Origin of the sequence: Methyloceanibacter methanicus (assembly GCF_001723285.1) — a bacterium.
In the GTDB taxonomy this organism is placed as follows: domain Bacteria; phylum Pseudomonadota; class Alphaproteobacteria; order Rhizobiales; family Methyloligellaceae; genus Methyloceanibacter; species Methyloceanibacter methanicus.
Genome location: NZ_LPWG01000012.1, coordinates 40852 through 67776, shown reverse-complemented (window position 1 = coordinate 67776; position 26925 = coordinate 40852). Strand labels below are relative to the sequence as shown.

26 protein-coding genes and 2 pseudogenes are annotated in these 26925 nt (G+C 64.2%); 8 read left to right on the top strand and 20 right to left on the bottom strand.

What is annotated here, in order from left to right; genetic code table 11:
• Positions 1 to 4: 4 nt before the first annotated feature.
• The 12 genes and pseudogenes from AUC68_RS10000 to AUC68_RS09945 all read right to left on the bottom strand — a co-directional run bounded on the left by AUC68_RS10000 (position 5) and on the right by AUC68_RS09945 (position 12722).
• Positions 5 to 694: an HAD hydrolase-like protein gene (locus AUC68_RS10000; RefSeq protein WP_069437522.1), complete on the bottom strand. Its 690-nt coding sequence runs from the start codon at positions 692 to 694 to the stop codon at positions 5 to 7.
• Positions 694 to 1373, bottom strand: a pseudogene (rpe, locus tag AUC68_RS09995) (ribulose-phosphate 3-epimerase). Before rpe ends, AUC68_RS10000 begins: the two are co-directional and overlap by 1 nt.
• On the bottom strand, positions 1370 to 2608 hold the full coding sequence (locus AUC68_RS09990) for a phosphoglycerate kinase (protein WP_069437778.1): 1239 nt from the start codon (positions 2606 to 2608) through the stop codon (positions 1370 to 1372). Before AUC68_RS09990 ends, rpe begins: the two are co-directional and overlap by 4 nt.
• Positions 2609 to 2622: 14 nt before the next feature.
• A complete protein-coding gene (gap, locus tag AUC68_RS09985; protein WP_069437521.1) occupies positions 2623 to 3636 on the bottom strand; it encodes a type I glyceraldehyde-3-phosphate dehydrogenase in 1014 nt (337 codons plus the stop codon).
• A gap of 29 nt (positions 3637 to 3665) precedes the next feature.
• Positions 3666 to 5663, bottom strand: coding sequence for a transketolase (tkt, locus tag AUC68_RS09980; protein ID WP_069437520.1), 1998 nt, complete (start codon positions 5661 to 5663; stop codon positions 3666 to 3668).
• Between the two features lie 40 nt (positions 5664 to 5703).
• The gene (locus tag AUC68_RS09975; protein ID WP_069437519.1) at positions 5704 to 6642 is read right to left on the bottom strand and encodes a phosphoribulokinase; all 939 of its coding nucleotides are present in this window, start codon (positions 6640 to 6642) and stop codon (positions 5704 to 5706) included.
• Positions 6643 to 6678: 36 nt separating this feature from the next.
• Positions 6679 to 7605: a class II fructose-bisphosphatase family protein gene (locus tag AUC68_RS09970; protein ID WP_204377015.1), complete on the bottom strand. Its 927-nt coding sequence runs from the start codon at positions 7603 to 7605 to the stop codon at positions 6679 to 6681.
• A 264-nt stretch (positions 7606 to 7869) separates the two neighbouring features.
• Positions 7870 to 8790: an ABC transporter permease gene (locus tag AUC68_RS09965; RefSeq protein ID WP_069437518.1), complete on the bottom strand. Its 921-nt coding sequence runs from the start codon at positions 8788 to 8790 to the stop codon at positions 7870 to 7872.
• On the bottom strand, positions 8787 to 9689 hold the full coding sequence (locus tag AUC68_RS09960; RefSeq protein ID WP_204377014.1) for an ABC transporter permease: 903 nt from the start codon (positions 9687 to 9689) through the stop codon (positions 8787 to 8789). The genes AUC68_RS09965 and AUC68_RS09960 overlap by 4 nt, the downstream gene beginning before the upstream one ends.
• 118 nt (positions 9690 to 9807) lie before the next feature.
• Complete coding sequence (locus tag AUC68_RS09955; protein WP_141701197.1) at positions 9808 to 10398, bottom strand: hypothetical protein; 591 nt, start codon at positions 10396 to 10398, stop codon at positions 9808 to 9810.
• A gap of 212 nt (positions 10399 to 10610) precedes the next feature.
• Entirely contained in the window at positions 10611 to 11141 is a 531-nt protein-coding gene (locus AUC68_RS09950) for an SRPBCC family protein (protein ID WP_069437516.1), read from the bottom strand.
• Between the two features lie 96 nt (positions 11142 to 11237).
• A complete protein-coding gene (locus AUC68_RS09945) occupies positions 11238 to 12722 on the bottom strand; it encodes an ABC transporter substrate-binding protein (RefSeq protein ID WP_204377013.1) in 1485 nt (494 codons plus the stop codon).
• 153 nt (positions 12723 to 12875) lie between these two features.
• On the opposite strand from AUC68_RS09945, the gene bioD reads away from it, so the two are divergent.
• Together bioD and bioA are read left to right on the top strand one after the other, a co-directional pair.
• Entirely contained in the window at positions 12876 to 13508 is a 633-nt protein-coding gene (gene bioD / locus AUC68_RS09940) for a dethiobiotin synthase (RefSeq protein WP_069437515.1), read from the top strand.
• Positions 13505 to 14854, top strand: coding sequence for an adenosylmethionine--8-amino-7-oxononanoate transaminase (bioA, locus tag AUC68_RS09935; protein WP_069437514.1), 1350 nt, complete (start codon positions 13505 to 13507; stop codon positions 14852 to 14854). The genes bioD and bioA overlap by 4 nt, the downstream gene beginning before the upstream one ends.
• Here bioA and AUC68_RS09930 read toward each other — a convergent pair.
• The 4 genes from AUC68_RS09930 to AUC68_RS09915 all read right to left on the bottom strand — a co-directional run bounded on the left by AUC68_RS09930 (position 14840) and on the right by AUC68_RS09915 (position 17370).
• Positions 14840 to 15223, bottom strand: coding sequence for a methyltransferase domain-containing protein (locus AUC68_RS09930; protein ID WP_069437513.1), 384 nt, complete (start codon positions 15221 to 15223; stop codon positions 14840 to 14842). The two genes, bioA and AUC68_RS09930, sit on opposite strands and share 15 nt — an antisense overlap.
• A gap of 11 nt (positions 15224 to 15234) precedes the next feature.
• Complete coding sequence (locus tag AUC68_RS09925; RefSeq protein ID WP_158008290.1) at positions 15235 to 15513, bottom strand: methyltransferase domain-containing protein; 279 nt, start codon at positions 15511 to 15513, stop codon at positions 15235 to 15237.
• Between the two features lie 37 nt (positions 15514 to 15550).
• Positions 15551 to 16027 (bottom strand): alpha/beta fold hydrolase, encoded by a 477-nt coding sequence (locus AUC68_RS16800; RefSeq protein ID WP_280138550.1) that lies wholly within the window; start codon positions 16025 to 16027, stop codon positions 15551 to 15553.
• A gap of 164 nt (positions 16028 to 16191) precedes the next feature.
• A complete protein-coding gene (locus AUC68_RS09915) occupies positions 16192 to 17370 on the bottom strand; it encodes an aminotransferase class I/II-fold pyridoxal phosphate-dependent enzyme (RefSeq protein ID WP_069437510.1) in 1179 nt (392 codons plus the stop codon).
• A gap of 74 nt (positions 17371 to 17444) precedes the next feature.
• On the opposite strand from AUC68_RS09915, the gene bioB reads away from it, so the two are divergent.
• Both bioB and AUC68_RS09905 read left to right on the top strand, forming a co-directional pair.
• Positions 17445 to 18461 carry a biotin synthase BioB gene (bioB, locus tag AUC68_RS09910; protein ID WP_244500477.1) on the top strand — a complete coding sequence of 339 codons (1017 nt, stop codon included), beginning with the start codon at positions 17445 to 17447 and terminating at the stop codon, positions 18459 to 18461.
• Positions 18462 to 18478: 17 nt separating this feature from the next.
• Positions 18479 to 19332 (top strand): annotated as a pseudogene (locus tag AUC68_RS09905) (D-amino-acid transaminase).
• On the opposite strand, the gene AUC68_RS09900 reads toward AUC68_RS09905, so the two are convergent.
• Positions 19299 to 19493 carry a hypothetical protein gene (locus AUC68_RS09900; RefSeq protein WP_141701196.1) on the bottom strand — a complete coding sequence of 65 codons (195 nt, stop codon included), beginning with the start codon at positions 19491 to 19493 and terminating at the stop codon, positions 19299 to 19301. The pseudogene AUC68_RS09905 and the gene AUC68_RS09900 overlap by 34 nt on opposite strands.
• A 229-nt stretch (positions 19494 to 19722) precedes the next feature.
• On the opposite strand from AUC68_RS09900, the gene AUC68_RS15965 reads away from it, so the two are divergent.
• Together AUC68_RS15965 and AUC68_RS09895 are read left to right on the top strand one after the other, a co-directional pair.
• Entirely contained in the window at positions 19723 to 20181 is a 459-nt protein-coding gene (locus AUC68_RS15965; protein ID WP_083240613.1) for a thiosulfate oxidation carrier protein SoxY, read from the top strand.
• On the top strand, positions 20097 to 20549 hold the full coding sequence (locus tag AUC68_RS09895) for a thiosulfate oxidation carrier complex protein SoxZ (RefSeq protein ID WP_244500476.1): 453 nt from the start codon (positions 20097 to 20099) through the stop codon (positions 20547 to 20549). The genes AUC68_RS15965 and AUC68_RS09895 overlap by 85 nt, the downstream gene beginning before the upstream one ends.
• Before the next feature lie 6 nt (positions 20550 to 20555).
• Here AUC68_RS09895 and AUC68_RS09890 read toward each other — a convergent pair whose 3' ends face one another.
• Positions 20556 to 20864, bottom strand: a complete 309-nt coding sequence (locus tag AUC68_RS09890) for a hypothetical protein (RefSeq protein WP_069437508.1) — start codon at positions 20862 to 20864, stop codon at positions 20556 to 20558.
• A gap of 272 nt (positions 20865 to 21136) precedes the next feature.
• Between AUC68_RS09890 and AUC68_RS09885 the strand changes: the two genes are divergently transcribed.
• Positions 21137 to 21679 carry a zinc ribbon domain-containing protein gene (locus tag AUC68_RS09885; RefSeq protein WP_083240612.1) on the top strand — a complete coding sequence of 181 codons (543 nt, stop codon included), beginning with the start codon at positions 21137 to 21139 and terminating at the stop codon, positions 21677 to 21679.
• A gap of 83 nt (positions 21680 to 21762) precedes the next feature.
• Here the strand turns inward: AUC68_RS09885 and AUC68_RS09880 are convergent, their stop codons facing one another.
• On the bottom strand, positions 21763 to 22746 hold the full coding sequence (locus tag AUC68_RS09880) for a helix-turn-helix domain-containing protein (RefSeq protein ID WP_069437506.1): 984 nt from the start codon (positions 22744 to 22746) through the stop codon (positions 21763 to 21765).
• A gap of 199 nt (positions 22747 to 22945) precedes the next feature.
• On the opposite strand from AUC68_RS09880, the gene AUC68_RS09875 reads away from it, so the two are divergent.
• Positions 22946 to 24709 carry a sulfatase-like hydrolase/transferase gene (locus tag AUC68_RS09875; protein ID WP_193407086.1) on the top strand — a complete coding sequence of 588 codons (1764 nt, stop codon included), beginning with the start codon at positions 22946 to 22948 and terminating at the stop codon, positions 24707 to 24709.
• A 300-nt stretch (positions 24710 to 25009) separates the two neighbouring features.
• Here the strand turns inward: AUC68_RS09875 and AUC68_RS09870 are convergent, their stop codons facing one another.
• Positions 25010 to 26899: a PQQ-dependent dehydrogenase, methanol/ethanol family gene (locus AUC68_RS09870; protein ID WP_069437505.1), complete on the bottom strand. Its 1890-nt coding sequence runs from the start codon at positions 26897 to 26899 to the stop codon at positions 25010 to 25012.
• Between the last annotated feature and the right edge of the window lie 26 nt (positions 26900 to 26925).

Genomic DNA, 26925 nt, shown 5'->3' with positions numbered 1-26925 from the left:
TTTGCTAGTCCGCTTCCGGGGCAAGAGCAAGACCGGCCACCAACTCGTGAAGATGGTTGATGACCGCATCCGCCCCTAGCTCGGCGACGGGAATGGCCGAGTAGCCATGGCTCACCAGCACGGCACCTCTTAACCCGCCCGCCCGCGCGGTCTTCAGGTCCGTTTCGCTGTCGCCCACCATGAGCGTGGTCTCCGGGCGCGCGCCGAGCGTGCGCACGAGGTCCAGAAGCCCGGCCGGATCGGGCTTGCGGGCAAAGCCGACATCGGCGCCCCGCACCGCCTTGATCGAGCCGGCAATGCCCAGCCCATGGATGACATCCCGCGCGATCGGCTCGTGCTTGTTGGTGAGCACGGCGCAATCGATCCGCGCGGCCCCAAGCGCGTCCAGCATGGCGCGCGCGCCAGGGTAGAGCCTTGCGCGTTCGCAAGGACGGCCCGCGTAGTGTTCCAAGAGGCGGCGACAGGCCCGCTCGCGGGTCGTTTCATCGAGGACCACACCGTGGCGGGAGAATCCGCGCTCCAGGAGCTTGGCGAGGCCGTTGCCGACCATGCCCCGAACCGCGTCCTCCGGGTGAGGCGGCAGGTCGAAGTCCGACAGGGTCCGGTTGAGCGCGTCCGCGATATCGCCGACCGTATCCGCAAGCGTGCCGTCGAGATCGAAAACGACGGCGCGGCAAGTGCGGAAGCGATCCATCAAGCGGCGGCGCAGCCGGCCATGGCCGCCGCGCGAATGGCGGCGATGTTCTTCGCGTAGTCGCCGTCCTTGAACACGGCGGAGCCGCCACAAGGGCGTCCGCGCCGGCCTCGGCCACGAGCCCGGCCGTGTCGACGTTCACACCGCCATCGACCTCGAGATGGATCGGCCGCTCGCCGATCATCTTGCGGATGGCACGGATCTTCTCGAGCTGCGCGGGGATGAAGGTCTGCCCGCCGAAACCGGGGTTCACGGTCATCACCAGAACGAGGTCGAGCTTGTCGAGCACGTATTCGATGGCGCTTTCCGGCGTCGAGGGCGTCAGGCTCACACCGGCCTTCTTGCCGAGGCTCCGGATATGCTGCAACGAACGGTCCAGGTGCGGACCGGCTTCGGCATGCACGGTGATGATGTCCGAGCCGGCCTTGGCGAAGGCTTCGAGATATGGATCGCAGGGCGCGATCATCAGATGGGTATCGAAGACCTTCTTGGAATGCGGCCGCAAGGCCGCCACCACATCGGGACCGAAGGTGATGTTCGGCACGAAGTGGCCGTCCATCACGTCGAGATGGACCCAGTCGCAGCCGTCGCGGTCGATGGCCTCGACTTCTTGCCCGAGCTTGGCGAAGTCCGCCGAAAGGATCGACGGCGCGACGATGATCTCGCGCGGGACCGTCATGCGACCGCCGAACGGGTGGGCGCGGGGTTGCCGGCCAGAACGGCGATGCCCGGCAGTGTCTTGCCGGCCAGCCATTCGAGGAAGGCCCCACCCGCCGTCGAGATATAGGTGAAGTCGTCCGCCGCGCCGGCCTCGTTGAGGGCGCGCACCGTGTCGCCGCCGCCCGCCACCGAAATCAGCGTGCCGTCTTTCGACCGCCGTGCGGCCTCCTTCGCCAGTGCAAAGGTCGCCTCGCCAAACGGTGCGATCTCGAATGCGCCAAGCGGGCCGTTCCAAAGAATGGTCTTCGCGCCCGCGAGCTTCTCTTTCAGCAAGGCGACGCTTTTCGGTCCCTGGTCCAACGCCATGGTATCGGCGGGAACGTCACCGACGCCGCATACGGACGTCTCGACACCCTCCGCGAGGCTGGTCGCGACCACCACGTCGACAGGCAACACGATCTCGCAGCCGGATGCCTTGGCCTTCTCGGTGATGTCCTTGACGGTCGCGACGAAGTCCGGCTCGCACAGAGATTTGCCCACGTCGATCCCGTCGGCGAACAGGAAGGTATTGGCCATGCCGCCGCCGACGACGATCATGTCCATGCGCTGGGCAAGGTTGGTCAGCACCTCGATCTTGGTGGAAACCTTGGCCCCGCCGACCACGGCCATGACCGGGCGCTTGGGGTCTTCCAGCGCGGCGCTCAGGGCGTTGATCTCCGCCATCATCGCCATCCCCGCATAGGCCGGCATCAGTCGGGCGATCGCCTCGACCGAGGCATGGGCGCGGTGGGCGCAGGAAAACGCATCGTCCACATAGAGGTCGCCGAGCGCTGCGAGCTGTTTGGCGAAACCGATGTCGTTCTTCGTCTCGCCCGCGTGGTAGCGCAGGTTCTCGAGGAGCGCGACGTCGCCATCCTTCAGCGCGGCGACGGCGGCTTCCACATCCGGCCCCACGCAATCGTCGAGAAACAACACGTCCGTGCCCAGAAGGTCCTTCAGCTTCGCCGCCACGGGCCGAAGCGAGGTCTCGGGCGAGCGCTCCCCTTTCGGCCGTCCGAAGTGCGAAATCAGAACGATCTTGGCGCCGCCTTTCCGGAGAGCCTCGATCGTCGGCAGGACGCGTTCGATCCGCGTCGCGTCGGCGACCACGCCGGCCTCGACAGGCACGTTGAGATCGGCACGGACCAGGACGCGCTTCCCCGCCACATCAAGACCGTCGATGGTCTTGATGGCGGCGAGGTCGATATCCGCCATGCCGTTCTCCGTGGTCATAGCAGGCGGCCCATCGCGACTGCGGTGTCGCTCATCCGGTTGGAGAAGCCCCACTCGTTGTCGTACCAAGCGACGACGCGGCAGAACGTCCCGTCGATGACCTGCGTGCCCGTGACGTCGAAGACGGAGCTGAGCGGGCTGTGATTGAAGTCCGACGACACCAGCGGCTTGTCGTTGATGCCCAGAACGCCAAGCAGCGGTGCTTGAGAGGCCGCGGCAACGAGGGCATCGTTGATCTCCTCGACGCTTGTCTTGCGCGAAGCCTGGAAGGTGAGATCGATCAGGCTGACATTGGGCACCGGCACCCGGATGGACGCACCGTCGAGCTTGCCCTCCAGTTCCGGCAAGACGAGCCCGACCGCCTTGGCCGCGCCGGTCGATGTCGGGATCAGATTCGCGGCGCTCGCGCGGGCGCGGCGGGGATCCTTGTGGAGTGTATCAACCGTACGCTGATCGCCCGTATAGGCATGGATGGTGGTCATGTAGCCGCGTTCGATGCCCACCGTCTTGTGCAGCACTTCGGCCACCGGCGCGAGGCAGTTGGTGGTGCAGGAGGCATTGGACACGACCAGATCCGCGTTGGTCAGCTTGGCGTCGTTGACGCCGTAAACGACGGTCAGGTCGGCACCCGAACAGGGCGCGGAGACGAGAACGCGCTTGGCGCCCGCCTTCAGATGCTGCGCCGCGGCTTCACGCTTGGTGAAGCGCCCGGTGCATTCCATGACGATATCGATGCCGAGTTCGGCCCAGGGCAGTTGCTCGGGATCGGGTTCCGAGAGAACCGTAACGTCCTTGCCGTTGACGCGGAGATTGTGGCCATCGACGGCGATCTCGCCCGGGAATCTCCCATGCACGGTGTCGTATTCGAGCAGCAATGCGTTCATCTCGGCGGAGCCGAGATCGTTGATCGCCACGAACTCAAGATCGTCGCGGCCGGCCTCCATGAAAGCCCGGAATGTCAGACGGCCGATGCGGCCAAATCCATTAATGGCAACGCGTGGTGTAGCCATGTCCTCCCTACCCTTTACGTGACTATGATTTAAACGACGAGCCCACGCGCCGCGGCCGCAACGGCCTCGGGCGTGATGCCGAAATGCTTATAGAGTTCTCCGGCCGGGCCGGAAGCCCCAAATCCGCGCATCCCAATAAAGACGCCGTTCGGCCCCAGCCATTTCCGCCAGCCGAACTCGACCGCGGCCTCTACGGCCACGCGGGGACCCGAGCCGAGGACCGTATCCCGGTAGGCCGCGTCCTGAGCGTCGAACAGTTCCCAACAGGGCATGGACACGACCGCGGCCTTGATGCCCTCGCCGCCGAGGACCTTGGCGGCATCCACCGCCAACGACACTTCCGATCCCGTGGAGAGCAGCGTGACGTCGCGGCCGCCCTCGGGCTCGATCAGCGCATAGGCGCCCTTGGCGCAGAGATTGTCGCCGGTCGGTGCCGTTCTCAGCAGCGGTAGACCCTGGCGGGTCAGCGTCATGATGGTGGGCGTGGTCTTGGACTTGAGCGCGATGTCCCAGCACTCGGCGCACTCGATCGAGTCCGCCGGTCGCATCACGTTGAGGCCCGGGACGGCGCGCAGGGCCGCCAATTGCTCGACCGGCTGATGGGTGGGGCCGTCCTCGCCGAGGCCAATGGAATCGTGGGTCATCACATAGATGACGCGCTGTTCCATCAGTGCCGAAAGCCGGATCGACGGGCGGCAGTAATCCGAGAAGACGAGGAACGTCCCCGCATAGGGAACGATTCCGCCATGCAGCGCCATGCCGTTCATGGCCGCGCCCATGGCGTGCTCGCGGACGCCGTAATGAATGTAGTTTCCGGTGAACTCGCCTGCTTTCACGGTGCTGTGCTGCTTGGTCAGGGTGCCGACCGAGCCGGTGAGATCCGCGGAGCCGCCGATCAGGCCCGGCACGACCGGAACGAGGCGTTCGAGCACTTTCTGCGACGATTGGCGCGTGGCGAGCTTTGCGCCTTCCGCCGCGAAATCGGCCTTGATCCCGGCCACCGCTTCGGAAATTGCCGCCGACACCTTTTCGTCCACGGGATCGACCAGATGGTCGCGCGCCGTCCCATCCAGCTTGGCGGCCGCCGCGGACCAGCGCTCGAAGGCAGCCCGGTTCTGCGCACCGGCCTCGCGCCAGGCGGCGAGAATTTCATCGGGGACGACGAACGGGGGGTAGGACCAGCCCAGCTTCTCCCGGGCGCCTGCAACCTCCTCCTCGCCCAGAGGCGAGCCGTGGGTCGAGGACGTGCCTTCCTTATTGGGGGCGCCGTAGCCGATCACAGTACGGCAGGCGATGAGGGACGGCCGGTCGGTGACGTTGCGCGCATTCTCGATCGCGAGCGCCACGGCTTGAGGGTCGTGTCCATCCACGGCCGCCGTATGCCACCCGGACGCCGAAAAGCGCTGAAGCTGATCGTCGCTGACGGCGAGGTCCGTCGATCCGTCGATCGAAATCTGATTGTCGTCGAACAGGACGATGAGCCGGCCGAGCTTCAGATGTCCGGCCAGGGAAATCGCCTCCTGGCTGATCCCTTCCATCAGGCAGCCATCGCCGGCGAGGCAATAGGTGAAATGGCTGACGATGTCATCGCCGTAGCGGGCGTTCAGCAAACGCTCCGCGAGCGCCATGCCGACGGCGTTGCCGACGCCCTGCCCCAGCGGTCCCGTGGTCGTCTCGATACCGGGGGCATGGCCATATTCGGGGTGCCCGGCCGTGGCCGAGCCGAGCTGGCGAAAGCGCTCGATCTGTCCGATATCCATCTCCGGGTAGCCGGTCAGGTACAGCAGGGCGTAGAGCAGCATCGAGCCATGGCCCGCGGACAGCACGAAGCGATCCCGGTCGGGCCAATCCGGATGGGCGGCATCGAATTTGAGAAACTGCGTGAACAGGACCGTCGCCACGTCGGCCATGCCCATGGGCATCCCGGGATGGCCGGAATTGGCCCTCTGCACGGCATCCATGGCCAGCGCGCGAATCGCATTTGCCATGTCCTTATGAGTTACATCCGCCAACGCCTGGTCCTGCATCAATGGCCCCTAGCCTCGTGTTGTCCTGACGCGCCCGCCTCTAATAGGCGCGGACGCCCATCGCCGCCTTGACCGCGTGATAGCCCACGAGAAGCTGGGTTAGCGCCAGCGGGTGGCTCTTACTCGCGCCATTGGCACCATTGGCGACATCGATGCAACCGACCTGATCGCGCAGATGCCCCGCCTCCGGGATGAGATTCCACAGCAGATCCTCGATCCGCTCGGCTCTCTTGTCGGAGATATTGCCGTTGATCTCAAGTACGTCGACCGGTTTTCCATCCCGATCGCGCGCGAGCTCAAGATGGAGGCCCGCATTGCTGCTGCCGTCGAAGAGCGGGGAGAAATCGGGATGCGGCAATGTGGGCCGCAGGAGATGCCGCACGCAGAGGTGGGTGTCGGAGCCGTCGGCCTCTGCCGGCGGCTGAAACCGGATGACGATATCCGCGAAGGTGCGCTGGGGATGGATGAATTTCGAGCTGTCGCGCTTACGGCGCTCAAGCGAGGCGACGACCTCCTCGAGCCTGTAGTTCCGCTTGGTGGTGTCGCGATGGATCTTCCACTTGATCCTCAGATCGTCCACCGGATCGAGGTAGATCTTGACGTCGTAGCAGTCGCGCATGGCGCGCGTGCTGTAGCCGAGCAGTCCCTCGACGATCACGAACTCGGTCGGCTTGAAATAGCGCGGACGCCCCAGCGTTCCTTCCGTGTGACAGTAGACCGGCTTCAAGACCGGCTCGCCTTTGCGCAGCAGGCGCAAATGTTGCTCCAGGATGTCGATATAGTTGGCGCGGGGGTCGAGCGCGGAGAGGCCAGCGTCGTTGCGCTCCTTCCGGCTGAAGCTGTGGTAGTCGTCCGTGCAGAAGACCGAGCAGTGCTCCTCGCCCAGAATCTGAGCGACTCCGGCCGATAAGGTCGTTTTTCCCGACGCCGAATCACCCACGATTCCGAGGATGATCGGATGATCTACTCGCTTGGGCATGGTCCTTTCCCAGGCGTTTCCAACCGCTGAGGCTTGTTAGGCGACATCGCGAGCCGCCACGCTCTCAAGACGGTCGGTCGGCAGATAGCTCGTCATGATCTGCCGTTCGCCCGTCGCCCCGGTTATCATCATCGTTTGCACTTTGTAGTGCGTTCGTCCGCGCTCCACGCCTTCGAGCATAAGCCCGGTGGTAATGCCCGTCGCGCAAAAGAAGACATCGTCCGACGTGATGAGCTCGTCGCGCCCGTACCAACGCGACGTGTCGATCCCGGCGTCATGGACGGCCTGGCTTTCCGTTTGGAGCTGCGGGTCGAACCGCGCCAGGAACTCGCCGCCGATCGCGCGCACGGCGCAGGCGGACATGATGCCTTCGGGCGTTCCGCCCGTCCCCATGAGCGCATCGACCGACGAACCGGGAACCGCCGCCATAAGCGCGCCGGCGACGTCGCCGGCCGGATACATCGCCACGCGCGCGCCGGCCGCCAAAATTTCGTTGACCAAGTCGCGATGACGGGGCTTTTCCAGGACGAAGACGTTGAGGTCGAAAATGTCCTTGCCCAACACCTTGGCGAGCTCCTCGAGCTTCTGCGCCGTTGACCAGGACGGATCGATCTTGCCGGCGGCCGGGGCCGAGGCGACGAATTTCTCCATGTAGAAGGCCGGGCCCGGGTCCATCATGGCCCCGCGGGGTGCGACTGCCAGGACCGCCAAGGCGTTCGTCAGGCCACGCACGAGGTAGCTCGTCCCCTCGACCGGGTCCACGGCGATATCGGCCTTGAAGGCGGCGCCGGGCCGGCCCAAGCGCTCGCCGCGCTGCGGCTGCGGCGCTTCGCCCGCCGTTGCCTCGCCGATCACCACGACCGCGTCGAGATCGATCTCCGACAGTGCCGACCGCATGGCTTCCAGTGCGGCATTGCCGCCGTCGCCCGCGTCGCCGCGGCCGATCCAGTTGAGGCCGCGCACGCCGCCCGCTCGGTGACACGACGCAAGGCATAGATGAGATCCGGGTTGACCGGGCTCGGGGTATTCATGACGTCTCCTCCGCGGTGCCTTCGGCACTCATGCCTGTGGGATGAAGTCCTTAGCAGCGTACCCGGACCATATCCCGGCACACCTGCGAAGGCGCCCTCCCAAAGCCAATAAGCTCGCGCCTTGTATAGCCTATGGGTGGCCGGAGCCCAAATTTTCAAGAAGTTTGGCCGCTTAGCCGACCGATTTGGCGCTTTGTCAGCGGGCCCCGCGCCGGGGACCCAACCAATCGCGCAAGCCATCCCCAAGCACATTGATGGAAATCAGGACGGCGATGAGGATCAGGCCGGGCAGGACCGTCACCCACCAGCTTCCGGCGAACATCAGGTCGTAGCCCGAGCGAATCAGCGTGCCCAGCGAGGGCTTCGTGACCGGCATGCCAAGGCCGAGAAAGGACAAGGCCGCCTCGGCCATGATGGCGCCGGCGACCTGTGTGGTGGCCACGATGATCAGGGGCGACAGAACGTTGGGAAGGACATGGCGGCGCATGATGGTCCAATCGCTGTCGCCGAGCGCGCGGGCCGCCCGCACATAGTCTTTCGTCACCTCGACCAGCACCGCGGCCCGTGCCGTGCGGGCGAAAATGGGCCACTCGGCAAGGCCGATCACGATCACCAGCAGGGGAATGGCAAACAGGCTCAGCGCTTCCCCGCCGAGACCGGCCCGGACCAAGGCCATAGCGACGATAGCCATCATCAAGGTCGACAGGGCCAGCTGGATATCGGCGAGGCGCGTGACGAAGCCGTCGAGGCGCCCGCCGAAATAGCCCGCAAGCAGCCCCAAAGAGATGCCGATCGCGGCCTGGATCAGAACCGCCAGGAAGCCGATCACAAGAGAGATGCGGGCGCCATAGAGCATGGCACTGAGAAGATCGCGTCCTTGCGCGTCCGTGCCCAGCGGAAACCGGGCCTCGCCGCCCTCTTGCCAGGCCGGTGGCAGCTCCGCGTCCAGGATATCGAAGCTGGCAAGGTCGAACGGGTCCTGTGGCGCGATCAGTGGAGCCAAGACCGCCGCGACGGCTATGACACTCAGGACGAGAAGCGCGATCAAGGCCCCCGGCCGTGCGCGCGTGAAAGCGATCGCACCGCGCATGGCCGTTGTGGTTGCCGGCGCACTCATCGTGCACCCTCAAGGCTGACACGCGGGTCGAGCGCCAGGCTCGCAAGGTCCACAAGCGTGTTGACCACGACGAACAGGAGCCCAACCAGAACGAGATAGGTCGTGATGAGCGGGATGTCGGAACGGGTGACCGCCTCGAGAAACAGAAAGCCCATGCCGGGCCATTGGAAGACGGTCTCGGTCAGGAGCGTATAGGCCACGAGCGTGCCCGCCTGCAGACCGCCGACCGCCACGAGCGGGAGAAGCGCGTTGCGCAACGCATGCACGATCCAGACGCGAAAGGGCGATGCGCCTTTGGCCCAGGCGGTCCGCACATAGTCGTGGTCCAGCTCGCCCAGCATTGCGCTGCGCACCAGCCGGACGAACAGCGGCAGCATGATCGAGGAGAGCGTGAGCGCCGGCAGCAGCAGATGCGCCAGCCCGTCGCGCGTCAATAATCCCGTCGTCCAGGGCCCGAGAGCCGCCGTCTCCCCGCGCCCGAACGCCGGCAGCCAGCCGAGCCAGACGGAGAAGACGGTGATCAGGACGATGCCGGTGAGAAACACGGGCACGGAAATCCCGAGCACGCTGAGCCCCAGGATCAGCCGCGCGCCAAGACGGTCCGGTCGGACGGCGCAATAGACGCCCGCGGGGACGCAGAGCAGCAGCACGATCAGGCTCGCGCCCAGCACCAGTTCGAAGCTCGCCGGAAACTTCGCCAGCACCACGTCGACCGTCGGTTTCTTGTAGATGAACGAGGTGCCGAGATCCCCGCGCGCCGCGCCGCCGAGATAATCGGCGAACTGAACCGGCCATGGCCGGTCGAGGCCCAGCTCCTTGCGCAGGTCGGCGCGCTCGGACTCCGAGACCGCCTGACCGGTGAACTCGCGGATCGGATCGCCAGCTCGTGCGGACGGCAAAGGCGATCACGAGGATCGCAAGCATCACCAGCAGAGCCTGAACGAGGCGGCGTGCGAGGAAGGCAAAAGCGGACAGCGCTGCGTGCATCTCAATCGGCCTGCCGCGCGCGACGTTGCCTCAGGGGCGCCGCGTCAGACCGAATCCGATCGCCGCCGCCACCAGCGCCTGCCACGGCACGAAGATCACAAACGGCAGACGGAGCTGCGCGGCGGGATAGAGCATGATGCCCGCCACGACGCCTGCGAGCACGACCAGCGTCCAGTTCTCGGGACGGCGGATCGCTCTTGCCGGGATCCCCGCGCCAAAGGCGGCAAGACCAGCGCCGACCGCACCGGCGAGCACGCCCCCGAGTATGAGCGCCATCGCCTCCCGACCCTCCTTCGCCCCGGTTTCGGTGCCGAAAACGGTCGAACCCACCAGCGCCTGGTAGAGATCGTTGGCCGTATTCACCGCAGCCAACCAGCCGAGAAAGACCAGCACGAGCGTGAGCAGGCACTTGCCCACCTCGCGCGTCACCCAGACCCACATGCAAAGTGCGATGCCCGCCGCGAAGGCAAGACCGGCGTGAAGCGGACTGCTCGCCGCGTTGATGATGAGCCCATCGTCCTCGAGGCGGATCGAGGGCAATGGCGTGGGAAGACTGGAGATCAGTCCGGTCAAGACACCGACCGCGGCCATGGCCAAGACGATGCGAACGCGATCTGGCAACCGCGGCTCGGCATCGTCCTTCAGGAAGTCCCAAACCATTACCGATAGCGGGCAATGCCAATCTCGCCGCCGCCCCCTCTCGCCGTTGCTCTGTCCCGGCTGCCGCCGCACGGGCGCGCCCTACACGACGGACGGGAACGCCCATCGCAGGACGCGAGTATAGCGCAGGCGCCGGGCTCAAACCAATTGGCCTGGAACCAGTGCGAGCTCGATCAGGACTGCTCCGCGACCGCTTTCAGCTGGGACAGACCTTTATCGATGTCCTTGCCCATCATGCCGAGGCCGCCAAAGACGACACAGAACGCCTTCTCCACGAAACTGTGCGTGCCGTGCATGGCCCAGGCGACCTCGGTTTGATCACCCTTGGGTGTGAAGCTGAAATCGGAATTGGTCCCGCCTTCGAAGGGCCGGGTGAAGGTCACCTTGATGTTGACGGCCTTGTCCGGGTCGCTCTCGACGATGGTCATCTTACCGGCGCCGACATTGTCGTTGCCGTCCCAGCTCATCGCCGCGCCGTTGCCCGCTTCCGGGCCTTGGAACATCACCTTGGCGTTCGGATCGAGCTTGGCCCAAGGCGACCAGGCCTCCCATTTGCGCAGATTATTGACGTTCTCGAAGACCTTGGCGGCCGGCGCGGCCACCGTGACCGAACGTTCGACTTTGTACGCGTCGGGCTGGAGCGCGACGTAGATGACGAAGGCGGCGATGAGCGCCAGGAGCACAAGCAGAATTTTCTTGAACATGACGGATCCCTCCGAGGTGACGCGATCTAGTCGATCACGAGGTCGGCAAGATAGGGCATGTCTATGGCATTCACGACGGGCTCGATGTTCACATTTTCACGCGCGGCCCAGGCCAGGTGCTGCCACTGAATCGGCAGCAGCGCGGCCTCCTCGCTGAGGATCCGCTCGATCCTCTTCAGGACCTCGCGCGCGCGTCTCGTCCGTCATTGTCTGCGCTTGCAGCGTCAGCCGATCGACTTCGGGATTCGAATATCCGCCCGCATTGTATTGTCCGTAGCCGGTCGCAGAGTCCGGCGTCATGGCCAGGAACTCGTAGAAGTTCGCCGAGTCTTGCGTGTCGGATTGCCAGCCGATCATCAGGATGTCGCCGTCGCGCGCATCGAAGCGCTGCCAGTACTGCGCCTTCGGCATGGTCTGCAGATCGACCTTGATGTTGATCTTGGCGAGCATGGCGGCAACTGCCTCGGCAATACGGGCATCGCCCACATAGCGGTTGTTCGGCGCGATCATGGTCACCGAGAAACCGTCCTCGTAGCCGGCCTCCTTCATGAGAGCCTTGGCCTTTTCGAGATCGTAAGGCGGCGTCAGCGCCGGATCGTGGCCCGCATAGCCCTCCGGACTGAGCTGGCCCGCGGGCGTCGCGAAGCCGCGCATGATCTTCTTGGCGATGCCGTCCCGGTTGATGGCATAGCTCATGGCCTTGCGGACGCGCGGGTCCTTGAACGCTTCGACGCGATCCTGATTCAATTCGAATGTCAGGATCCGCGTGGACGGCATCGTGATGAGGTCGCAGCAGGGTGCCGCATCCACACGCTTGAAGTCCGTGGGCGGAACAGGCGCAATGAAGTCGACGTCGCCCGCGAGCAATGCCGCGACGCGCGTCGCCGGCTCCTTGATCGGCGTCAGCACGATCTTCTGCACATTGCCGGGCGAGGCTTTGTCCCAATAGTCGGGGACGCGCTCCAATTCGAGCCGGATGCCCTGCTCGCGCTTCGTCACCCGGAACGGCCCCGTCCCGCCGACATGGGACGAGGCGAACGAGGCGCCATGTTTCACCACCGCATCCTTGGGCCGGCCGTTCTCATCGGTGCCTGAGTAGAACACCCGGTCCATGGGGAAGATGTAGGTGGCCAGATTGAGCGTGAGCGGATACGGCGCCTTGGTGACGATGTCGACGGTGCGTTCGTCGACCGCGCTCGCCGATTCAAAAGGCTCGAACAAGGCCTTGAAATCAGGACTCTTCTTGAGGCGCTCGAAGGTCCAGACCACGTCGTCCGCCGTCAACTCGCGGCCCGAGTGAAACGTGACGCCGTCGCGCAAATGGAAGCGCAAGGTGACGTCGTCGACCTGCTCCCACCTTTTCGCCAGACGCGGCTCGAAGGAATTGTCCTTGCGGCGCCGCACCAGCGGATCGAACACGAGATGCGAGAGTTGGAGCGTCGCGCTGGCAAGCTGCTCATGAGGGTCGAGCGAGGTGGGATCCGCGTCGTAAGCCATGCGCAACGTCTTGCCCTCGGAGGCAGCAACCGAGAACGCGCAGGCCAGGAGCACAGCGACGAAGATCGGGACAAATCGGATCATAGAAGCGGTTTTTGGCCCGAAACCAGATGTCCCGTCCAGCCTCAAACGCACGTCGCGCGCATTTCGCGCACCGGCCGCCGCACGCGTCCTTGCCTCCTGTGCCCTGCCCGATAAAGTCCCCACCCGCGCCCGAACAACGCCAGGAGTGCCCTCGTGTCCGGCTTTTTCGTTACAGGCACCGACACCGAGGTCGGCAAGACGCTCGTGTCGGCCTGGCTGCTGACGCAGCTCGACGGGTCGTATTGGAAGCCCATCCAGGCGGGCACCGTTCCGACCACGGACTCTGCCACCGTGCAGCGTCTGGCGGAGCTCCCCGTGAGCCGCGTGCTGCCCGAGGCCTATCTCCTGCCCGAACCCATGGCGCCCCACGAGGCCGCGCGGCGGGCCAATATCGCGCTGGACATGGAGAAGCTCCAACTGCCGCCCCATGACGGGCTGGTGGTAGTCGAGGGCGCGGGCGGACTCATGGTGCCCATCGCGAGCGGCGCTTACATGATCGACCTTGCGGACTCGCTCGACCTGCCCATTATCCTCGTGGCCCGCTCCACGCTCGGCACGATCAATCACACGCTTCTGTCGCTGGAAGCCATCCGGCGCCGCGGGCTTCCGCTAGCCGGTGTCGTCATCAGCGGACCCGAAACCCCGCACAACCGGGCCGCGATCGAGCGCTTCGGCCAGGTCGAAGTAATTGCCGAGATTCCCTTCCTCGAGACCGTCAGCCGCGACACGCTGAAAGCGATTCCGCCCGAGCTCGATCTCCTCAAACTTGCAACGGTAAGGCCGTGAACGACCATTCGAATCCGTTAGGGACGTCCCCGAAAGACATCGTTGCGCGCGACAAGCGCTATGTCTGGCACCCCTACACACAGCACGGCACCGAGGTCGATCCGCAGGTGATCGCGCGGGCCAAGGGCGCTTCGCTGTTCGACACGAACGGCAACGAGATCCTGGACCTGATTTCGTCCTGGTGGACCTGCACCCATGGTCACGCGCACCCCAAGATCAACGCCGCAATCGCTCGTCAGGCGGAGACGATGGAGCACGTGATGTTCGCGGGCTTCACCCACGCGCCGGCGGTGGATCTCGCCGAAACGCTCGCGGGCCTGCTGCCCGGCGACCTCAACCGGGTGTTCTACTCGGACGATGGGTCCACCTCCGTGGAAGTGGCGATCAAGATCGCCTACCAGTCCTGGGTCAATCGCGGCGAGACGCGCCGCCGCACGCTGATTGCCTTCGATGGGGGCTATCATGGCGACACGCTGGGCGCGATGTCCGTCGGACGCTCCTCGCAGATGTTCGGCGCTTTCAAGGATTTATTGTGCGACGTGCGCATCCTGCCCTACCCCGCCACGTTCGAAGGAGACGATGCGGTGGAGGAACGCGAGGCGGGCGCGCTGTCGGCCATGGAAGCCTTGCTGTCGGACCATAAGGAGACCATCGCCGCGCTGATCGTCGAGCCGATGATGCAAGGCTCGGCGGGGATCCGCATCTGCCGCCCGAGCTTTCTCAAACGCCTCGTCGAGATGGCGCATGCGGCCAAGGTGCTCGTCATTTTCGACGAGGTGGCGACTGGCTTCGGGCGTACGGGCAAGCTGTTCGCCATGGAGCATGCAGGCGTCACGCCGGACCTCGTCTGCCTCTCCAAGGGCCTGACGGGCGGGTATATGCCGCTCGCCGCCACGGTGGTGCGGGATCGGCTGTTCGATCTGTTTCTCGGCCACAATTTCGATCGCGCCCTGCCGCACGGGCATTCCTTCACCGCGAACCCGCTGGCCTGTTCCGTGGCGCTCGCCGCGCTCGGTCTTTACGAGGAAGAACAGACACTGGCGCGGATCGCGGAGATCAACGCCCGCCATCGCACCATGCTCGACGTGCTGGCCGCGCGGTCCGATGTGACGCGGCAGCGCGTCCTCGGACCGGTGCTTGCGTTCGAAGTCGCGGAGGGCGGCGCCTATCAGTCCGAGGCCAGCCGCAAACTTCGCGCCTGGTACCTCGCCAACGGGTTCAACATCCGCCCGATCGGCTCGACGGTCTATCTGATGCCGCCCTACTGCATCACCGACGAGGAACTGGCCCGCGCCTATGCCGGCATGGTCGAAGGGCTCGACCGGCTTGCCTCAGGCTCGCTGTAGACGCCCATAGACGATGTGCCAGGTCACCCGGCCGCCAAAGCGGAAATTGGTGGCGCGGATGGCCCGCCGCAATTCGCCCGCCGTCAGCGGCACATAGCCGTCGCGCGGATGAAGTCCGCCGACCGCTTGCATGCGCCGCAGGAAGGAAAGCGAGTCCTTATCGGGCGTTACGTGCTCTTCTTCGACCACGCACGTCATCTCCGGCAGATGGGGCATACCGCTTCGCAGCCCCTCCGTCGAAAGCACGGTACGCCACTCGGCGAAGCAGTCCGGGCCAAGGGTCGCGAACAAGAGCACGCCGCCCGGTGCAAGTTGCCGCCGCAACCGCGTCAGCACGGCCAGCGGATCGCGGAGCCAGTGCAGCATCATACTGGTTACGATCAGGTCGAGATTGTCGTAGGCGATAGCGCGGCGGCATCCAGGACCTCGAAGGAGACATTCGCGTGGGCACCGTCCAGGTTGTTGCGGCAGGCCCGGATCATCTCCGGCGCGGCATCGGTCAGATGAAACTCGCCTTCCGGGTAACGCGCCACCAGATGGCGGCTGAGCAGCCCGGTGCCGCAACCGAGCTCCAGCACCTTCGGTGCATCAAAGTCAGGTAGGTGCTTTGCCAAGCGCGCGGCGACGCCGGCCTGCAACCCTGCGTGCGCTTCGTACACATCGGCCTTCGCGCCGAAACGCGCGGCGACGGCCGCGCTACGGCGAGACAGAATTGGCGAATTCAAGGACATGCTTGGCGACCAGCTCCGGAAATCTGCGCGGCAGGACATGCCCGCCCTCGGGCAGCCAGATCAAATTCTCCTTGCCCCAAATGGCTTCGGACATCGCCGGCGGGACGATGACATCGTCTCGGGTTGCAAGGCTAAGGACAGGACATCTAAGGGTTTTCCGAATGTCCTCCGCGTCCCACTGTATCAACCAATCCAGCCCTTCGCGCAAGCGATCCGCCTGCAAGGCCGATGCCGGCGCGAAGCCGGGCGCCCCGCAGGAGCGCCAGAAGGCTTCCATCGTGGCGGCCGGATCGCGATCGATCCCGCGCCTCAACGCCGTCACGCGGGATTCGGGGACGTGCGGGCAATAGCGGTCGAAGCCCTGGCATGAGACCAGCCCGCGAAATCGCCCGGCGCCCTGTTTCAGGAGCCACAGCACGCCAAGCGAATGGCCGACGGCGATGGCATCGCCGGGCCAGCTCGCAGCCTCGCTCGAGAGTGCTTCGTTCGGGGCCCGTCCACGAAACCGAGATCGACCAACGTCACGTCGCTTTGCCGAGCTGCGCGATCAGGGGCGTCCAGATGGACGCGTTGAATCCCCAACCATGAACGAGAACGACGTGCATGTTAGTCCGACGCCGCCCTGGCCATTTGGTTTGCCGAGGCCCGCAAGGCATCGGCCAAGCGGTCCACGTCCTCCGGCACATGCACGGCCGTGAACACGCAGCGGACCCGAGAGGTGCCTTGCGGCACGGTGGGGGGCCGGATCGCCGTCGCCCAGAACCCCGCCGCGCGCAAGGCTTCGCTGAGGCGCAGTGCCGCATCGGCCGTGCCCGCGACCACGGGAACGATCTGCGTGGACGAGCCTCCTGTATCGAAGCCGAGCCCATGGGCCAAGCGGCGGAAACGCGCCGACAGCGCCGCCACGCGATCGCGCTCCGCATCGAGAGACGGCACGAGGTCCAGCGCGGCATCGATGGCGCCCAGGACCTGCGGCGGCAGGGCCGTGGAGTAGATCAAGGCGCCGCAGCGGTTGACCAGATAATCGCGCATCACGTCGGAGCAGGCGACATAGGCGCCGAAACTGCCGAGCGCTTTCGAGAAGGTGCCGATCACCATGTCGGCCCCCTCCGACAGGCCGCGGCCGCCCTCGCCCAGGATTCCCGTCGCATGGGCATCGTCCACCACAAGAATCGCGTCGTGTTCGCGGGAAAGTTCTGCGATCTCCGCTATGGGGGCGACGTCGCCATCCATGGAGAACACGCTTTCGGTAAGAATGAATTTCGGGCGCGTATCGCCCGCATGCTTGGCGAGGAGCTCGGCAAGATGGGCCACATCCAAGTGCCGGTAGCGGAGCTGGGCGACACCGGCCGCCTGGCAGCCGAAATGCATGCTGGCGTGGTTCAGGCGGTCGGCGAAGACCAGCGGATCGGAGCCAAGGGGCCGTTTTGTCGAACAGGGCCTGCACGCCGGCATTGGCTTGAAAGCCCGAGGCCACGAGCGCGGCGGGCTTGTTCTCGCCGCGACCTTGCGCTCGATCGGCCCGAACAGCTCGAGATTGCCCGTCACGAGGCGCGATGCGCCCGAGCCTGTGCCGAACGCCCTCGCCCATTCGCAGGCCCGGTCGGCCAGGGCCGCGTGGAAGCGCAGTCCCAGATAGTCGTTGCTGGCCAGATTCACGTATGTCTCGCCACCGACGGTCAGCGTCCGTGCGTCCTTCGCGGCGACGCCCGTCAGGTCCCGGCGCAGGCTGTCCCGGCTCAGCTTCGTCAGGAAGGCTTCGTATCGGCTTTCGCTCCCACCCATGTTCCTGTATTAGCGTTAGCTCTTATCCCCAGCAATCGATGGCTTGGAGTCCCGTGACAGAAACGTTGGAAAGCTTGAATCCTTTCAATGGTCTCATTCGTCAGGCGGAGCGCGAAGACGAACCGCACACCGCGATCCGCCATGACTGGAAAACCGCCGAGATCGTGGACCTGCTCGAGGCGCCGCTGTTCGACCTGCTTGACCAAGCGCGCGCGGTGCATCGCCGCCATCACGCGGACGGCCAGGTTCAACTCGCGAGCCTGCTTTCCATCAAGACCGGCGCCTGCCCCGAAGACTGCAAGTACTGTCCGCAGTCGGCGCATTACGCGAAGAAGACGGGGCTCGAGCGCGAGTCCCTGCTCGATGTGGACGACGTTCTCTCCAAGGCACGGCTCGCCAGGGACGCCGGCGCCACGCGCTTTTGCATGGGCGCGCCTGGCGGCAGGAGGACGGCCCGGGACTTCGACAAGGTCCTGGATATGGTGCGCGGCGTGCGGGCCCTCGAAATGGAAGCGTGCGTCACGCTGGGCATGGTGACCAAGGACCAGGCCGACCGTCTCGCGGACGCCGGCCTCACCGCCTACAACCACAATCTCGATACCTCGCCGGAGTTCTACAAGGAGATCATCACCACGCGGACCTACGAGGACCGGCTGGAGACGATCGCGAATGTGCGCAGCGCCGGCGTCGAAGTGTGCAGCGGCGGCATCATCGGCATGGGCGAAACCATTGAGGACCGGGCACGCCTGCTTCAGGAACTGGCCACGCTCGATCCGCATCCGGACAGCGTACCGATCAACGCGCTGGTCCCCGTCCCCGGAACCCCCCTGGAGAGCCTCTCCAGGGTCGAGCCGCTCGAGCTCGTCCGCATGGTCGCCACCGCGCGCATCTTGATGCCGACAGCATTCGTGCGCCTGTCGGCCGGACGCGAAAGCCTGAACCGCGAAGCGCAGATCCTGTGCTTCCTCGCCGGCGCCAACTCGATCTTCTACGGCGAAAAGCTCCTCACCACCGCCAACAACGACGCGGCGGACGACCGGGCCTTGATCGAAGAGGCCGGCTTGCGGATCAAACCGGCCTGCGCCTCTTGAATCTACCGGCCTCGGATATGTCCCGCATCGTCTATGTGAACGGCGTCTTCGAACCGGAAGAAGACGCGAAGATCTCCATCTTCGATCGGGCTTCCTGTTCGGCGACGCCGTGTACGAGGTGACCGCCGTGCTCGACGGACGGCTGGTGGATTTCGAAGGCCATTTGGCCCGCCTCGACCGCTCCTTGCGGGAAATCGAGATGCCCCGGCCCATGCCCGACGAGGGTTTTCGGGAGGTGCATGAGACCCTTATCGCCGAGAACGGCCTCAAGGAAGGGATCGTCTATCTGGAAGTCAGCCGCGGTCCGGCCGAGCGCGACTTCGCCCATCCGCCCATGCCGACCCCGACCGTCGTAGCCTTCACGCAGGCGCGCCCCCTGGTCGACCATCCGCAGGCGGACACGGGCGTCGCCGTCATCACCATTCCCGATATCCGCTGGAAGCGCCGCGATATCAAATCGACCTCCATGCTGCCCCAAGTCATGGGCAAGCAGGAAGCGAAGACCCGCGGCGCCTACGAGGCCTGGATGGTGGAGGACGGCGCCGTGACCGAGGGAACCTCGTCGTCGGCCTTCATCGTGGACCGGGACGGCGTCCTCCGCACCCAGCCTCTCGGGTCGCACATCCTGCCCGGCGTGACCCGCCTGGCGGTGTTGCGTCTGGCCCAGGAAGACGGCGTGCCCGTGGAGGAACGCCCGTTCAGCGTCGAGGAAGCCTACGAGGCCCGCGAGGCCTTCATGACGGCCGCCTCGGCCTTCGTTCTGCCGATCGTGACGGTCGACGGGCGCCGTATCGGAACGGGCGAACCGGGTCCGATCGCCCGCGCCTTCCGGGCGCACTACATCGCCGCGGCGCGCGCGGCCTCCGCCTGAACGCGCCGCGCGTCCGGCGGCAACGCCGAGTAGTACTCCTTCTTCGTATTGTCGATGACGCACGAGAGCCAGTCGTCGTCGCCCCATTTGCAGCCGTGACGCTTGCTCTGGATCAGCGCCGCGACCGCGATGATCACGATCAACAAAAGCAGAATCCGCATTGGACGGTCCCTCCCGCGCGGGTCAGCCTATAACGGCCGGGCGCGGATCAGAAGACGCAGGCGACACCTTCCGGGACGATTGGGAACCGGCGCATGGGACGTTTCATCTGGCACACGGGATTCCTGACCTGCGTTGTGCCGGTGTGAGCGCGAGCACGCGTGATAATCTTGGGGTCACATCCAAAATGCGGGTCCGCCCCGGCTTGGGGGCGCCCCAAGGAGACACGCCATGCGCGCTACCGCTCGCCTTGCCGCCGTGCTCGCAACGGCGGTACTCCTGTCCTGGCCCTCCGCCGCCACGGCCGGCGAAGACGATCTACCGGATGTCTGGACGGCCTTGCGGGCCCAGACCTTCGGCGACCGGCCGATCACGGAGGACGACGGCACGGTGACACTCGATGCGCCCGTGACCGCGCTGGACGCGGCGGTCGTCCCGCTCACTGTGCATATTCCCTCCTCGGTCAAGGGCCGGCCCAAATCGCTGACCCTCTTCATCGACCAGAACCCCGATCCCAGGGTCGCGACCCTGACATTCGGGCCGGCCGTCGGCGATGGCGGCGCGCGCTTCTTCACACCCGCGTCAGGATCGAACGCTTCACGCATGTGCGGGCCGTCCTCGAGACCGAAGACGGGTCGCTGCACATGGCGACGAAATACGTGCAGGCCGCGGGCGGCTGCGCGGCGATGAACGCGAAGGACGCAGACGAGGAGCGGAAGGGACTCGGCCGCATGCAGGTGAAGGCCATTGCGCCGGACCGGGCCGGCGATCCGATCTGGACCGGTCAGGTGATGATCAAGCACCCCAACAGCAACGGCATGCAGCTCGACATCGACACGGGCGGCTATATCCCGAAGCGCTACGTCAAGGCGGTCGCTGTCACGCGCGACGGCGAGCGGGTCTTCGATCTCGACGCGACGTTCTCGATCTCGACGAACCCGAACTTCCGTTTCTCGTTCGCAAATGGCACCAACAACGATCTGGACGTCACGATCGTGGACACGGACGGAGAGACGTTCGAGGGCCGGACAGGTCCGAAAGACGCGCAAGACTCCTGAGGCCGACTATTGTCGTTCGGCCTCGGCAGCCCCTTCCCGGCTCGAATAATAGATATGCGCCTGCAGCAGGAAGTCGTCGGGCCGCTTGAGAAACAGCATCTTCGCGGTCTCGTTGCCGAAGCAGTATTTCGTGCCGTTGTAGACGGTGTTGACCGAGCAGTCGGTGTGGATGTCCTTGCCGAGCGCAAGTCCCATGACGCAGTCGCCGCCGAACGCAGGCTCCTCCCCGCTCGCTGCCTGCAAGGCCGGGGCCCCCGCCCCGAGCACGAGCACGGCCGCAACGGCAAGCAGGATCACAGCTCCGGGCGTTTTCATGCCGGCACTCTGACCGAGAAGCGGTGGCCGCACAAGGTTTTGCCGGGGACGCGGCGCTGCCTCGCGGTGTACACCAGGGGAGTGGATATCACCGCGCACAGCTCATTGACGGGCCAAGCCAATGTCCCGATGATGGGACGGGCCGCAGCATGGAGCAGCACACGGCAGCGCCAGCCTTGAGCGCCGCCGCAGTGCCGCGAACGCGAACGCCATCAGGGCGCAGATCCATGCATGCTGGGTGATGCAGGCGCACAGGGGGGCACCGACAGCCAATGGTTCAGAACTGCCGAAACTGTGGTGCGACCTTGGGTCCGGACGACAAATTCTGCAGCGCGTGCGGCACGGAGGTTGACGCCTCACTTGAGCTGACGGATGACGCGCGATCGGGGGCCCGCCAGCCGAGCCTGTCCCGGAACGCCCTCGTCTATTTCATTCTCGCGGCCGTCAGCACGCTTGTTGCGGATTTCGTCGAAGTCCAACTGGCCGTCAAGGCATCATGGGATATCGAGTCGACCCCGGCCCTCCACCTTGTTTATGCCTCGCTGGCGACGGGCGTCTTCGTCATTCTCTGCATCGTGTGGTGGCGCATTTTCGGGGGCACGACGTCGGCCTATTTCAAACAAGGATTGGCGGTTCGGGTGATCTGCCTCCTGCTGGGCTTGGCGATCATGTTCTACGGCCCGATCACGGGCGCGATCTACGAATGGTCCGATCCGGAAGGCCCCATCTGGTACCAGTTCGACCTCCTGGCGGCCCTGCTCGCCACGCTGTTCTATGTGGGATATCTCGCGTTTGTGCGGTGGCGCAGCGACTGACCTCGTGCGGGCTACGCGGCGTGCACGCGACATCAGAGACCGAGTCTGAGTTCTAGCTTCGGGCCCGAACGCAACGCCCTTCGTCAGGACTGCGCCCGGGACAGTGTCAGCGACGGCAGCTCGCCAAAAAGGTGTTTGTATCCCTGGGCTGCCCGGCTGAAGTGAGGAAGGCCGCAGGCCAAGTAAGCCTCGGTCAAGACTCTCTCTCCGCCGGATGCGCGCAACAGCATACGACGCAAATTCGACAGTCTAAATCTCGAGAGATACTGCTTTGGCCCTATGCCATAGGTATGCAGAAAGGCTCTTTCCAGCGACTTGATGTTGGTCGGGAGCGCCGCGCAAATCTCCGCGATCGTAATTGGACTGTCGATGTTTGCTTCCATGTAATTGATCGCATCTCGGACGATCCGAAGAGCTTCCTCTTTGCCTTGATGCGATGCGATAACCGGCAAGACCCGTCTGGCTCCTAGGAGCCGGGTCAACACGACAAGCACGTCGTCCTCGATATCATTTATGGACTGGTTTGCAGCGAGCAAGCCCGCCTCACGGGCGCGATGGGTTGTCGACTCGATGAAACGCGCGTTCTTGAGAATTTTTTTCCTCAGCACCCTGTCGCTCTCAACGTCGGGTCTCCAAGCGTCAACACCTCGGTTGGAAGGCTCAAGACCAATCTGTGCCAAGCTTTGACGATCAAGCTGGATTGTCAGCCAATTCGAGTTTGGCGACAGGCGCGTATTGAGTTCCTCACCCTCCCTAAAAAGCAGCATGCTCCCCGGCGGCAAGACAAGGCCATTGACGAGTGAATTCCCTTGCTCGTTCAGCAGGGCACCAAATGTCATGCGATCCGGCGCAAACGGCCCTCGGGCAATTACAGGAAGATCGTATCGGCCCCAATCGAGCCGTGTGCGCTCATTTCGCGCCTGCACCACCGTCCCGTGGAACTGGCCAGGCACATCTAGAGAATGCTCGAATTGGCTCCCTTGGACGGCCTCCTCCATCGCCTCTGGATCGAAGAAGTCCAAACCAATGAGATCAACAGCCAGTTTCTGAGAAGCAAGTGGCGCCATGTCGAAATGTGGATATCAGCAAATCGTCAGATCCGTACTCTAGCACACGTTGCGTCGTAGGTGAGCGAAGCCTTCACCAGGGCCAATGACAGGCGGCAGCTGCCTGGGCGGCGCAATCGACGAGGGGATCAGCCGGAAGCAAGCGGGGTCCGGGGGGATCGTGCGCATGGCCCATCGCGTAATTTTTGGAGGAGATACAATGTACTTATGGAAATGTAGCGGCGCATTGGCCCTTGCCGCGCTGATGGCCTGCGGTGGCATTGCTCACGCGCAGGACAATGACGCTGAGAACATCCGCGGTGCGAGCACGGGCCCCACCACGGCCCCGGGCTTCGACCATCCCTGGGACACCATCCACCTCAAGGATGTCAAACCCGCCGATAATATGTACCCGGTGCTTCAGCGCCCGGAGCAAGACAAGGCGGCGGCCGAGAAGCTCTCGAAACTCGGCAAGAAGCCCAACATCTTCATTTTCCTGATGGATGACACGGGCTTTTCGGACCCCGGCTTCACCGGCGGGGGCGTCGTGGTCGGCAACGCGACGCCGAGCATGGATAAATACGCCAACGAAGGCCTGTTCCTGACCTCGGCCTACTCGACGCCGTCCTGCTCGCCGACCCGTTCGACCATCCATACGGGTCAGAACCCGCTGCACCACGGCATCCTGCGCCCGCCGATGTATGGCGAGTCAGGTGGTCTCGACGGCGCCATCACTATGCCGATGCTGCTCAAGGAGCAGGGTTACTTCACCCAAGGCGTGGGCAAGTGGCATATGGGCGAGAACAAGGGTTCGATGCCGCAGAACGTCGGCTACGACGATTATCTCGGCTTCCTCGGCGTCTCGGACATGTACACCGAATGGCGCGACATCTACTTCAATCCCGAGGTCGCGCTGTCTCCGTCACGCTTCAAGATGATGCAAGAGGACGCCTTCAATCACCACGAGGTGCATTGCACGCCGGCCGATAAGGACAACTGCGAAAGCGGCAGGCTGATCGATCTCAACTACATCAAGGACCTCGACCAGCACTGGCTCAAGGTCAGCCTCGATTTCCTCGACGGCAGAAAGGACAACGACCAGCCATTCCTTCTCTACCACGCTACGCGCGGATGCCACTTCGACAACTATCCTCCGGACGAATATGCGGGGAAATCCGCGGCGCGGACGGTGTTCAGCGATTGCATGGTGGAGATGGACGACATCTTCGGTGCGATCATGAAAAAGCTGGAGGAAACCGGAAAGCTCGACAACACGCTGGTTCTCTTCCTTGGCGGCGACAACGGTCCCGAATGCGAAGTCCCGCCGCACGGGCGCACGATGTTCCGTGGCTGCAAGGGTTCGGCGTGGGAAGGTGGCGTGCGCTCGTCGGCCTTCGCCTATTGGAAAGGCATGATCGAGCCGCGCAAGTCGGATGGGCTGTTCGACTACGCGGACATCCTGCCGACGGTGCTTCATCTTGCGGGTGTCCCCGGTGCGCAGCTTGCGGACAAGTTCCCCAAGGACCGGTACGTCGACGGCGTGGATCAGGCCTCTTTCCTGATCGCGGACGATGGGCAGTCGAACCGGCGTAGCCGCCCCTATACCTTGAACCAGTATTTCGCCGGCATCCGGGTGGACGAGTTCAAGTACATCTGGACGGGCGAGTTGCAGAACAGCGTCGTTCAGAAGGGCGACTGGGGCGGCTTCAGCGGCTCGCTCTTCACGGACACGGGCGGCGCGATCATGTTCAACCTCTACGCCAGCCCGCAGGAGGACGTGAGCATCGGCGTGCGTCACATCCCGATGATGGTGCCGGTGATGAGTGCTGCCGCCGACTACATGAAGGAACTCATGAAGTATCCGCCGCAGTTCAAGATCGGCTTCTTGAGCAACAATCCGCCGATGTACAACCTGGCACCCGAAGCGCGTAAGGCGATGCAAAAGGTGTTCGAAGAGCGGGGCCTCGGACGGGCCAATCCGTAAGGTCCTTCCGAACTAACACAACAAGACCGCGCTGCTTGTCACGGCGCGGTCCTTCTTTTTTCGCCGTAGAGCATAAGAGCAAATGTCCGCTTTTGGATGGGCGTGACCTCGCCCGCGGCCTTTTTAGCACGAGCCTCAGTCAGTCTCTCGGGATTGCCGTGGCCGCGGAGCACAACGGCGGCCCGAGAATTGAAAGCGCCCGGATACCGTATGGCACCGGGCGCCAGGGAGCCAGCTGCGCGCGGTACCTCGTGAACACCGAGCGCAACTGGTGGAGAAGCTACTCCATGCGTGGTGAAGCTATTCCATGACTCTAAAGACGTTCAGCGTACCGCCCTGCGGGATGAACTGCAGGCCGGCGGCCTTGGTCATGGCGGTGGAGCCGATGGCACCGAACTTGTCGTTCAGGTCGAGACCCGCGGTGACCGGAAGACCGATCCACCCGCCGATGCCGGAGTACACGCCGACATACTGCTTGCCACCGACCTTGTACGTGACCGGGTTGCCGATGATGCCCGAACCCAGCTTGCGGCTCCACAGGACCTTACCGGAACTCCGGTCGACCGCGCGGAAGTCGCCACCAAGCGAGCCGTAGAACATCAGACCACCGTCGGTGACCATCGTACCACCCCAGTTCGGATACGGATCCGGGATCTCCCAGACCGTCTTGCCGGTCAGGACGTCGTACTTCTTGATCTTGCCGGTGGTGCCAGGCTTCTCAGGATACATGTACACGTTCGCGAACACATAGACCGTGCCCTGGTTCGTGTGCGTGCGCTCCTGAGGCTCATCCTCCATGCACCAGTTGTTGGTGGGCATGTAGAAGATGTTCGGCTCCTTCGGATCGACCGAACCAGGCTGCTGGTCCTTGCCACCCATAGCAGACGGGCAGGCAGAGACGTTGCGGCCAACTTCGAGCGGCGAGTGGTCACGAACCTTGATCGGACGGCCGGTCTTCATGTCGACCTTCTCGGCCCAGTCCACGGTCACGTACTTCGTGGCGCGCAGAAGGGAGCCGTCGGTGCGGTCGAGCACATAGGCAAAACCGTTACGGTCAAAGTGAGTGAGAGCCTTCACCTTCTTTCCGTCGATATCCATGTCGGAAAGAATGTTCTCGTTGATGCCGTCATAGTCCCACTGGTCGAAGGGCGTCATCTGATAAGCGAAGACAGCCTCGCCGTTTTCGATCTTGCGGCCAAAAATGGTCATGGACCATTTGTTGTCGAACGCACCAGTGTTGCACTCCTCATGGGTCTTATCGGGGCAACGATATTGCGGGCTCCACAGGCCGGGGTTGCCGGTCGAGTAGTAGACCATCTTCAGCTCAGGATCGTAGGAATACCAACCCCACGCCGTGCCGCCGCCAATCTTGTAGTCCTCACCGGGGAAGGTCTTGATGCCAAGATCCTCACCAGCCTGACCGAATTGGGGGTTGGCCTTGTTGGTCTCAGGCGTCAGGCACACGTCCTTGTCGGAACCCGTGCTGTGGCACACCCAGACCTCGGAGCCGTCGTTTAGATCAAAGGCGGCAACACGGCCACGCGCGGCGAACTCGTTCCCACCAAAGCCCATGAACACTTTGTTGTCGGCGATCAACGGCGCCGGGGTCATGGTCTCGCCATGGTCGGGATAGGCGTATTTGACGACCCAGAGCTCCTTGCCCGTCGTCGCTTCCAAAGCGATCAAGTATCCGTCGAGCGTGCCGAACACGAACTTGCCATCGGCATAGGAGCCGCCACGGTTGACGGTGTCGCAGCAAGCGCGCGGAATGGCGGACTCGTCACGGTCGGTCTTCTTGACGTAATTCCAAATCTGCTTCGGATTGTCGGGATCCGTCAGATCCAGAGCCTGCACGATGTTGCACTGTGCAGTCGTCGGGCAACCAGAGATCATGAACAGCATGGTCTTGCCGCCGACGTCCTTGATCACAAGCGGCTGACCTTCTTGCCCTCTGAGGGCACCCTGGCTCTGGAGCCAGATCATCTGCATCTTGTTCACATTGTTCGTGTTAATGTCCGACAACGTGCTATGGCGCGTCAGAGCGAAATCACGACCGGGAGCAGGCCATTGATCGGGATCGGCCATGCGAGCTAGCTGCTCCTTGTCCGTATCCAATGCCGATGCCTGGCCTGCCAACGCCATCGTCACCGCGACGATGGTTCCGGCCAGAATGCCGTACTGCAGTCTCATTAGCTCGTTCCTTCCCTAGCTACTCA

Bases quoted from the DNA above. Each gene is read 5' to 3' on its own strand.
- AUC68_RS10000 (WP_069437522.1), bottom strand. From the start codon at position 694: ATGGATCGCTTCCGCACTTGCCGCGCCGTCGTTTTCGATCTCGACGGC.
- AUC68_RS09990 (WP_069437778.1), bottom strand. From the start codon at position 2,608: ATGGCGGATATCGACCTCGCCGCCATCAAGACCATCGACGGTCTTGAT.
- gap (WP_069437521.1), bottom strand. From the start codon at position 3,636: ATGGCTACACCACGCGTTGCCATTAATGGATTTGGCCGCATCGGCCGT.
- tkt (WP_069437520.1), bottom strand. From the start codon at position 5,663: ATGCAGGACCAGGCGTTGGCGGATGTAACTCATAAGGACATGGCAAAT.
- AUC68_RS09975 (WP_069437519.1), bottom strand. From the start codon at position 6,642: ATGCCCAAGCGAGTAGATCATCCGATCATCCTCGGAATCGTGGGTGAT.
- AUC68_RS09965 (WP_069437518.1), bottom strand. From the start codon at position 8,790: ATGAGTGCGCCGGCAACCACAACGGCCATGCGCGGTGCGATCGCTTTC.
- AUC68_RS09950 (WP_069437516.1), bottom strand. From the start codon at position 11,141: ATGTTCAAGAAAATTCTGCTTGTGCTCCTGGCGCTCATCGCCGCCTTC.
- AUC68_RS09945 (WP_204377013.1), bottom strand. From the start codon at position 12,722: ATGATCCGATTTGTCCCGATCTTCGTCGCTGTGCTCCTGGCCTGCGCG.
- AUC68_RS09930 (WP_069437513.1), bottom strand. From the start codon at position 15,223: ATGATGCTGCACTGGCTCCGCGATCCGCTGGCCGTGCTGACGCGGTTG.
- AUC68_RS09915 (WP_069437510.1), bottom strand. From the start codon at position 17,370: ATGGGTGGGAGCGAAAGCCGATACGAAGCCTTCCTGACGAAGCTGAGC.
- AUC68_RS09900 (WP_141701196.1), bottom strand. From the start codon at position 19,493: ATGCGGATTCTGCTTTTGTTGATCGTGATCATCGCGGTCGCGGCGCTG.
- AUC68_RS15965 (WP_083240613.1), top strand. From the start codon at position 19,723: ATGCGCGCTACCGCTCGCCTTGCCGCCGTGCTCGCAACGGCGGTACTC.
- AUC68_RS09890 (WP_069437508.1), bottom strand. From the start codon at position 20,864: ATGAAAACGCCCGGAGCTGTGATCCTGCTTGCCGTTGCGGCCGTGCTC.
- AUC68_RS09885 (WP_083240612.1), top strand. From the start codon at position 21,137: ATGGTTCAGAACTGCCGAAACTGTGGTGCGACCTTGGGTCCGGACGAC.
- AUC68_RS09880 (WP_069437506.1), bottom strand. From the start codon at position 22,746: ATGGCGCCACTTGCTTCTCAGAAACTGGCTGTTGATCTCATTGGTTTG.
- AUC68_RS09875 (WP_193407086.1), top strand. From the start codon at position 22,946: ATGTACTTATGGAAATGTAGCGGCGCATTGGCCCTTGCCGCGCTGATG.
- AUC68_RS09870 (WP_069437505.1), bottom strand. From the start codon at position 26,899: ATGAGACTGCAGTACGGCATTCTGGCCGGAACCATCGTCGCGGTGACG.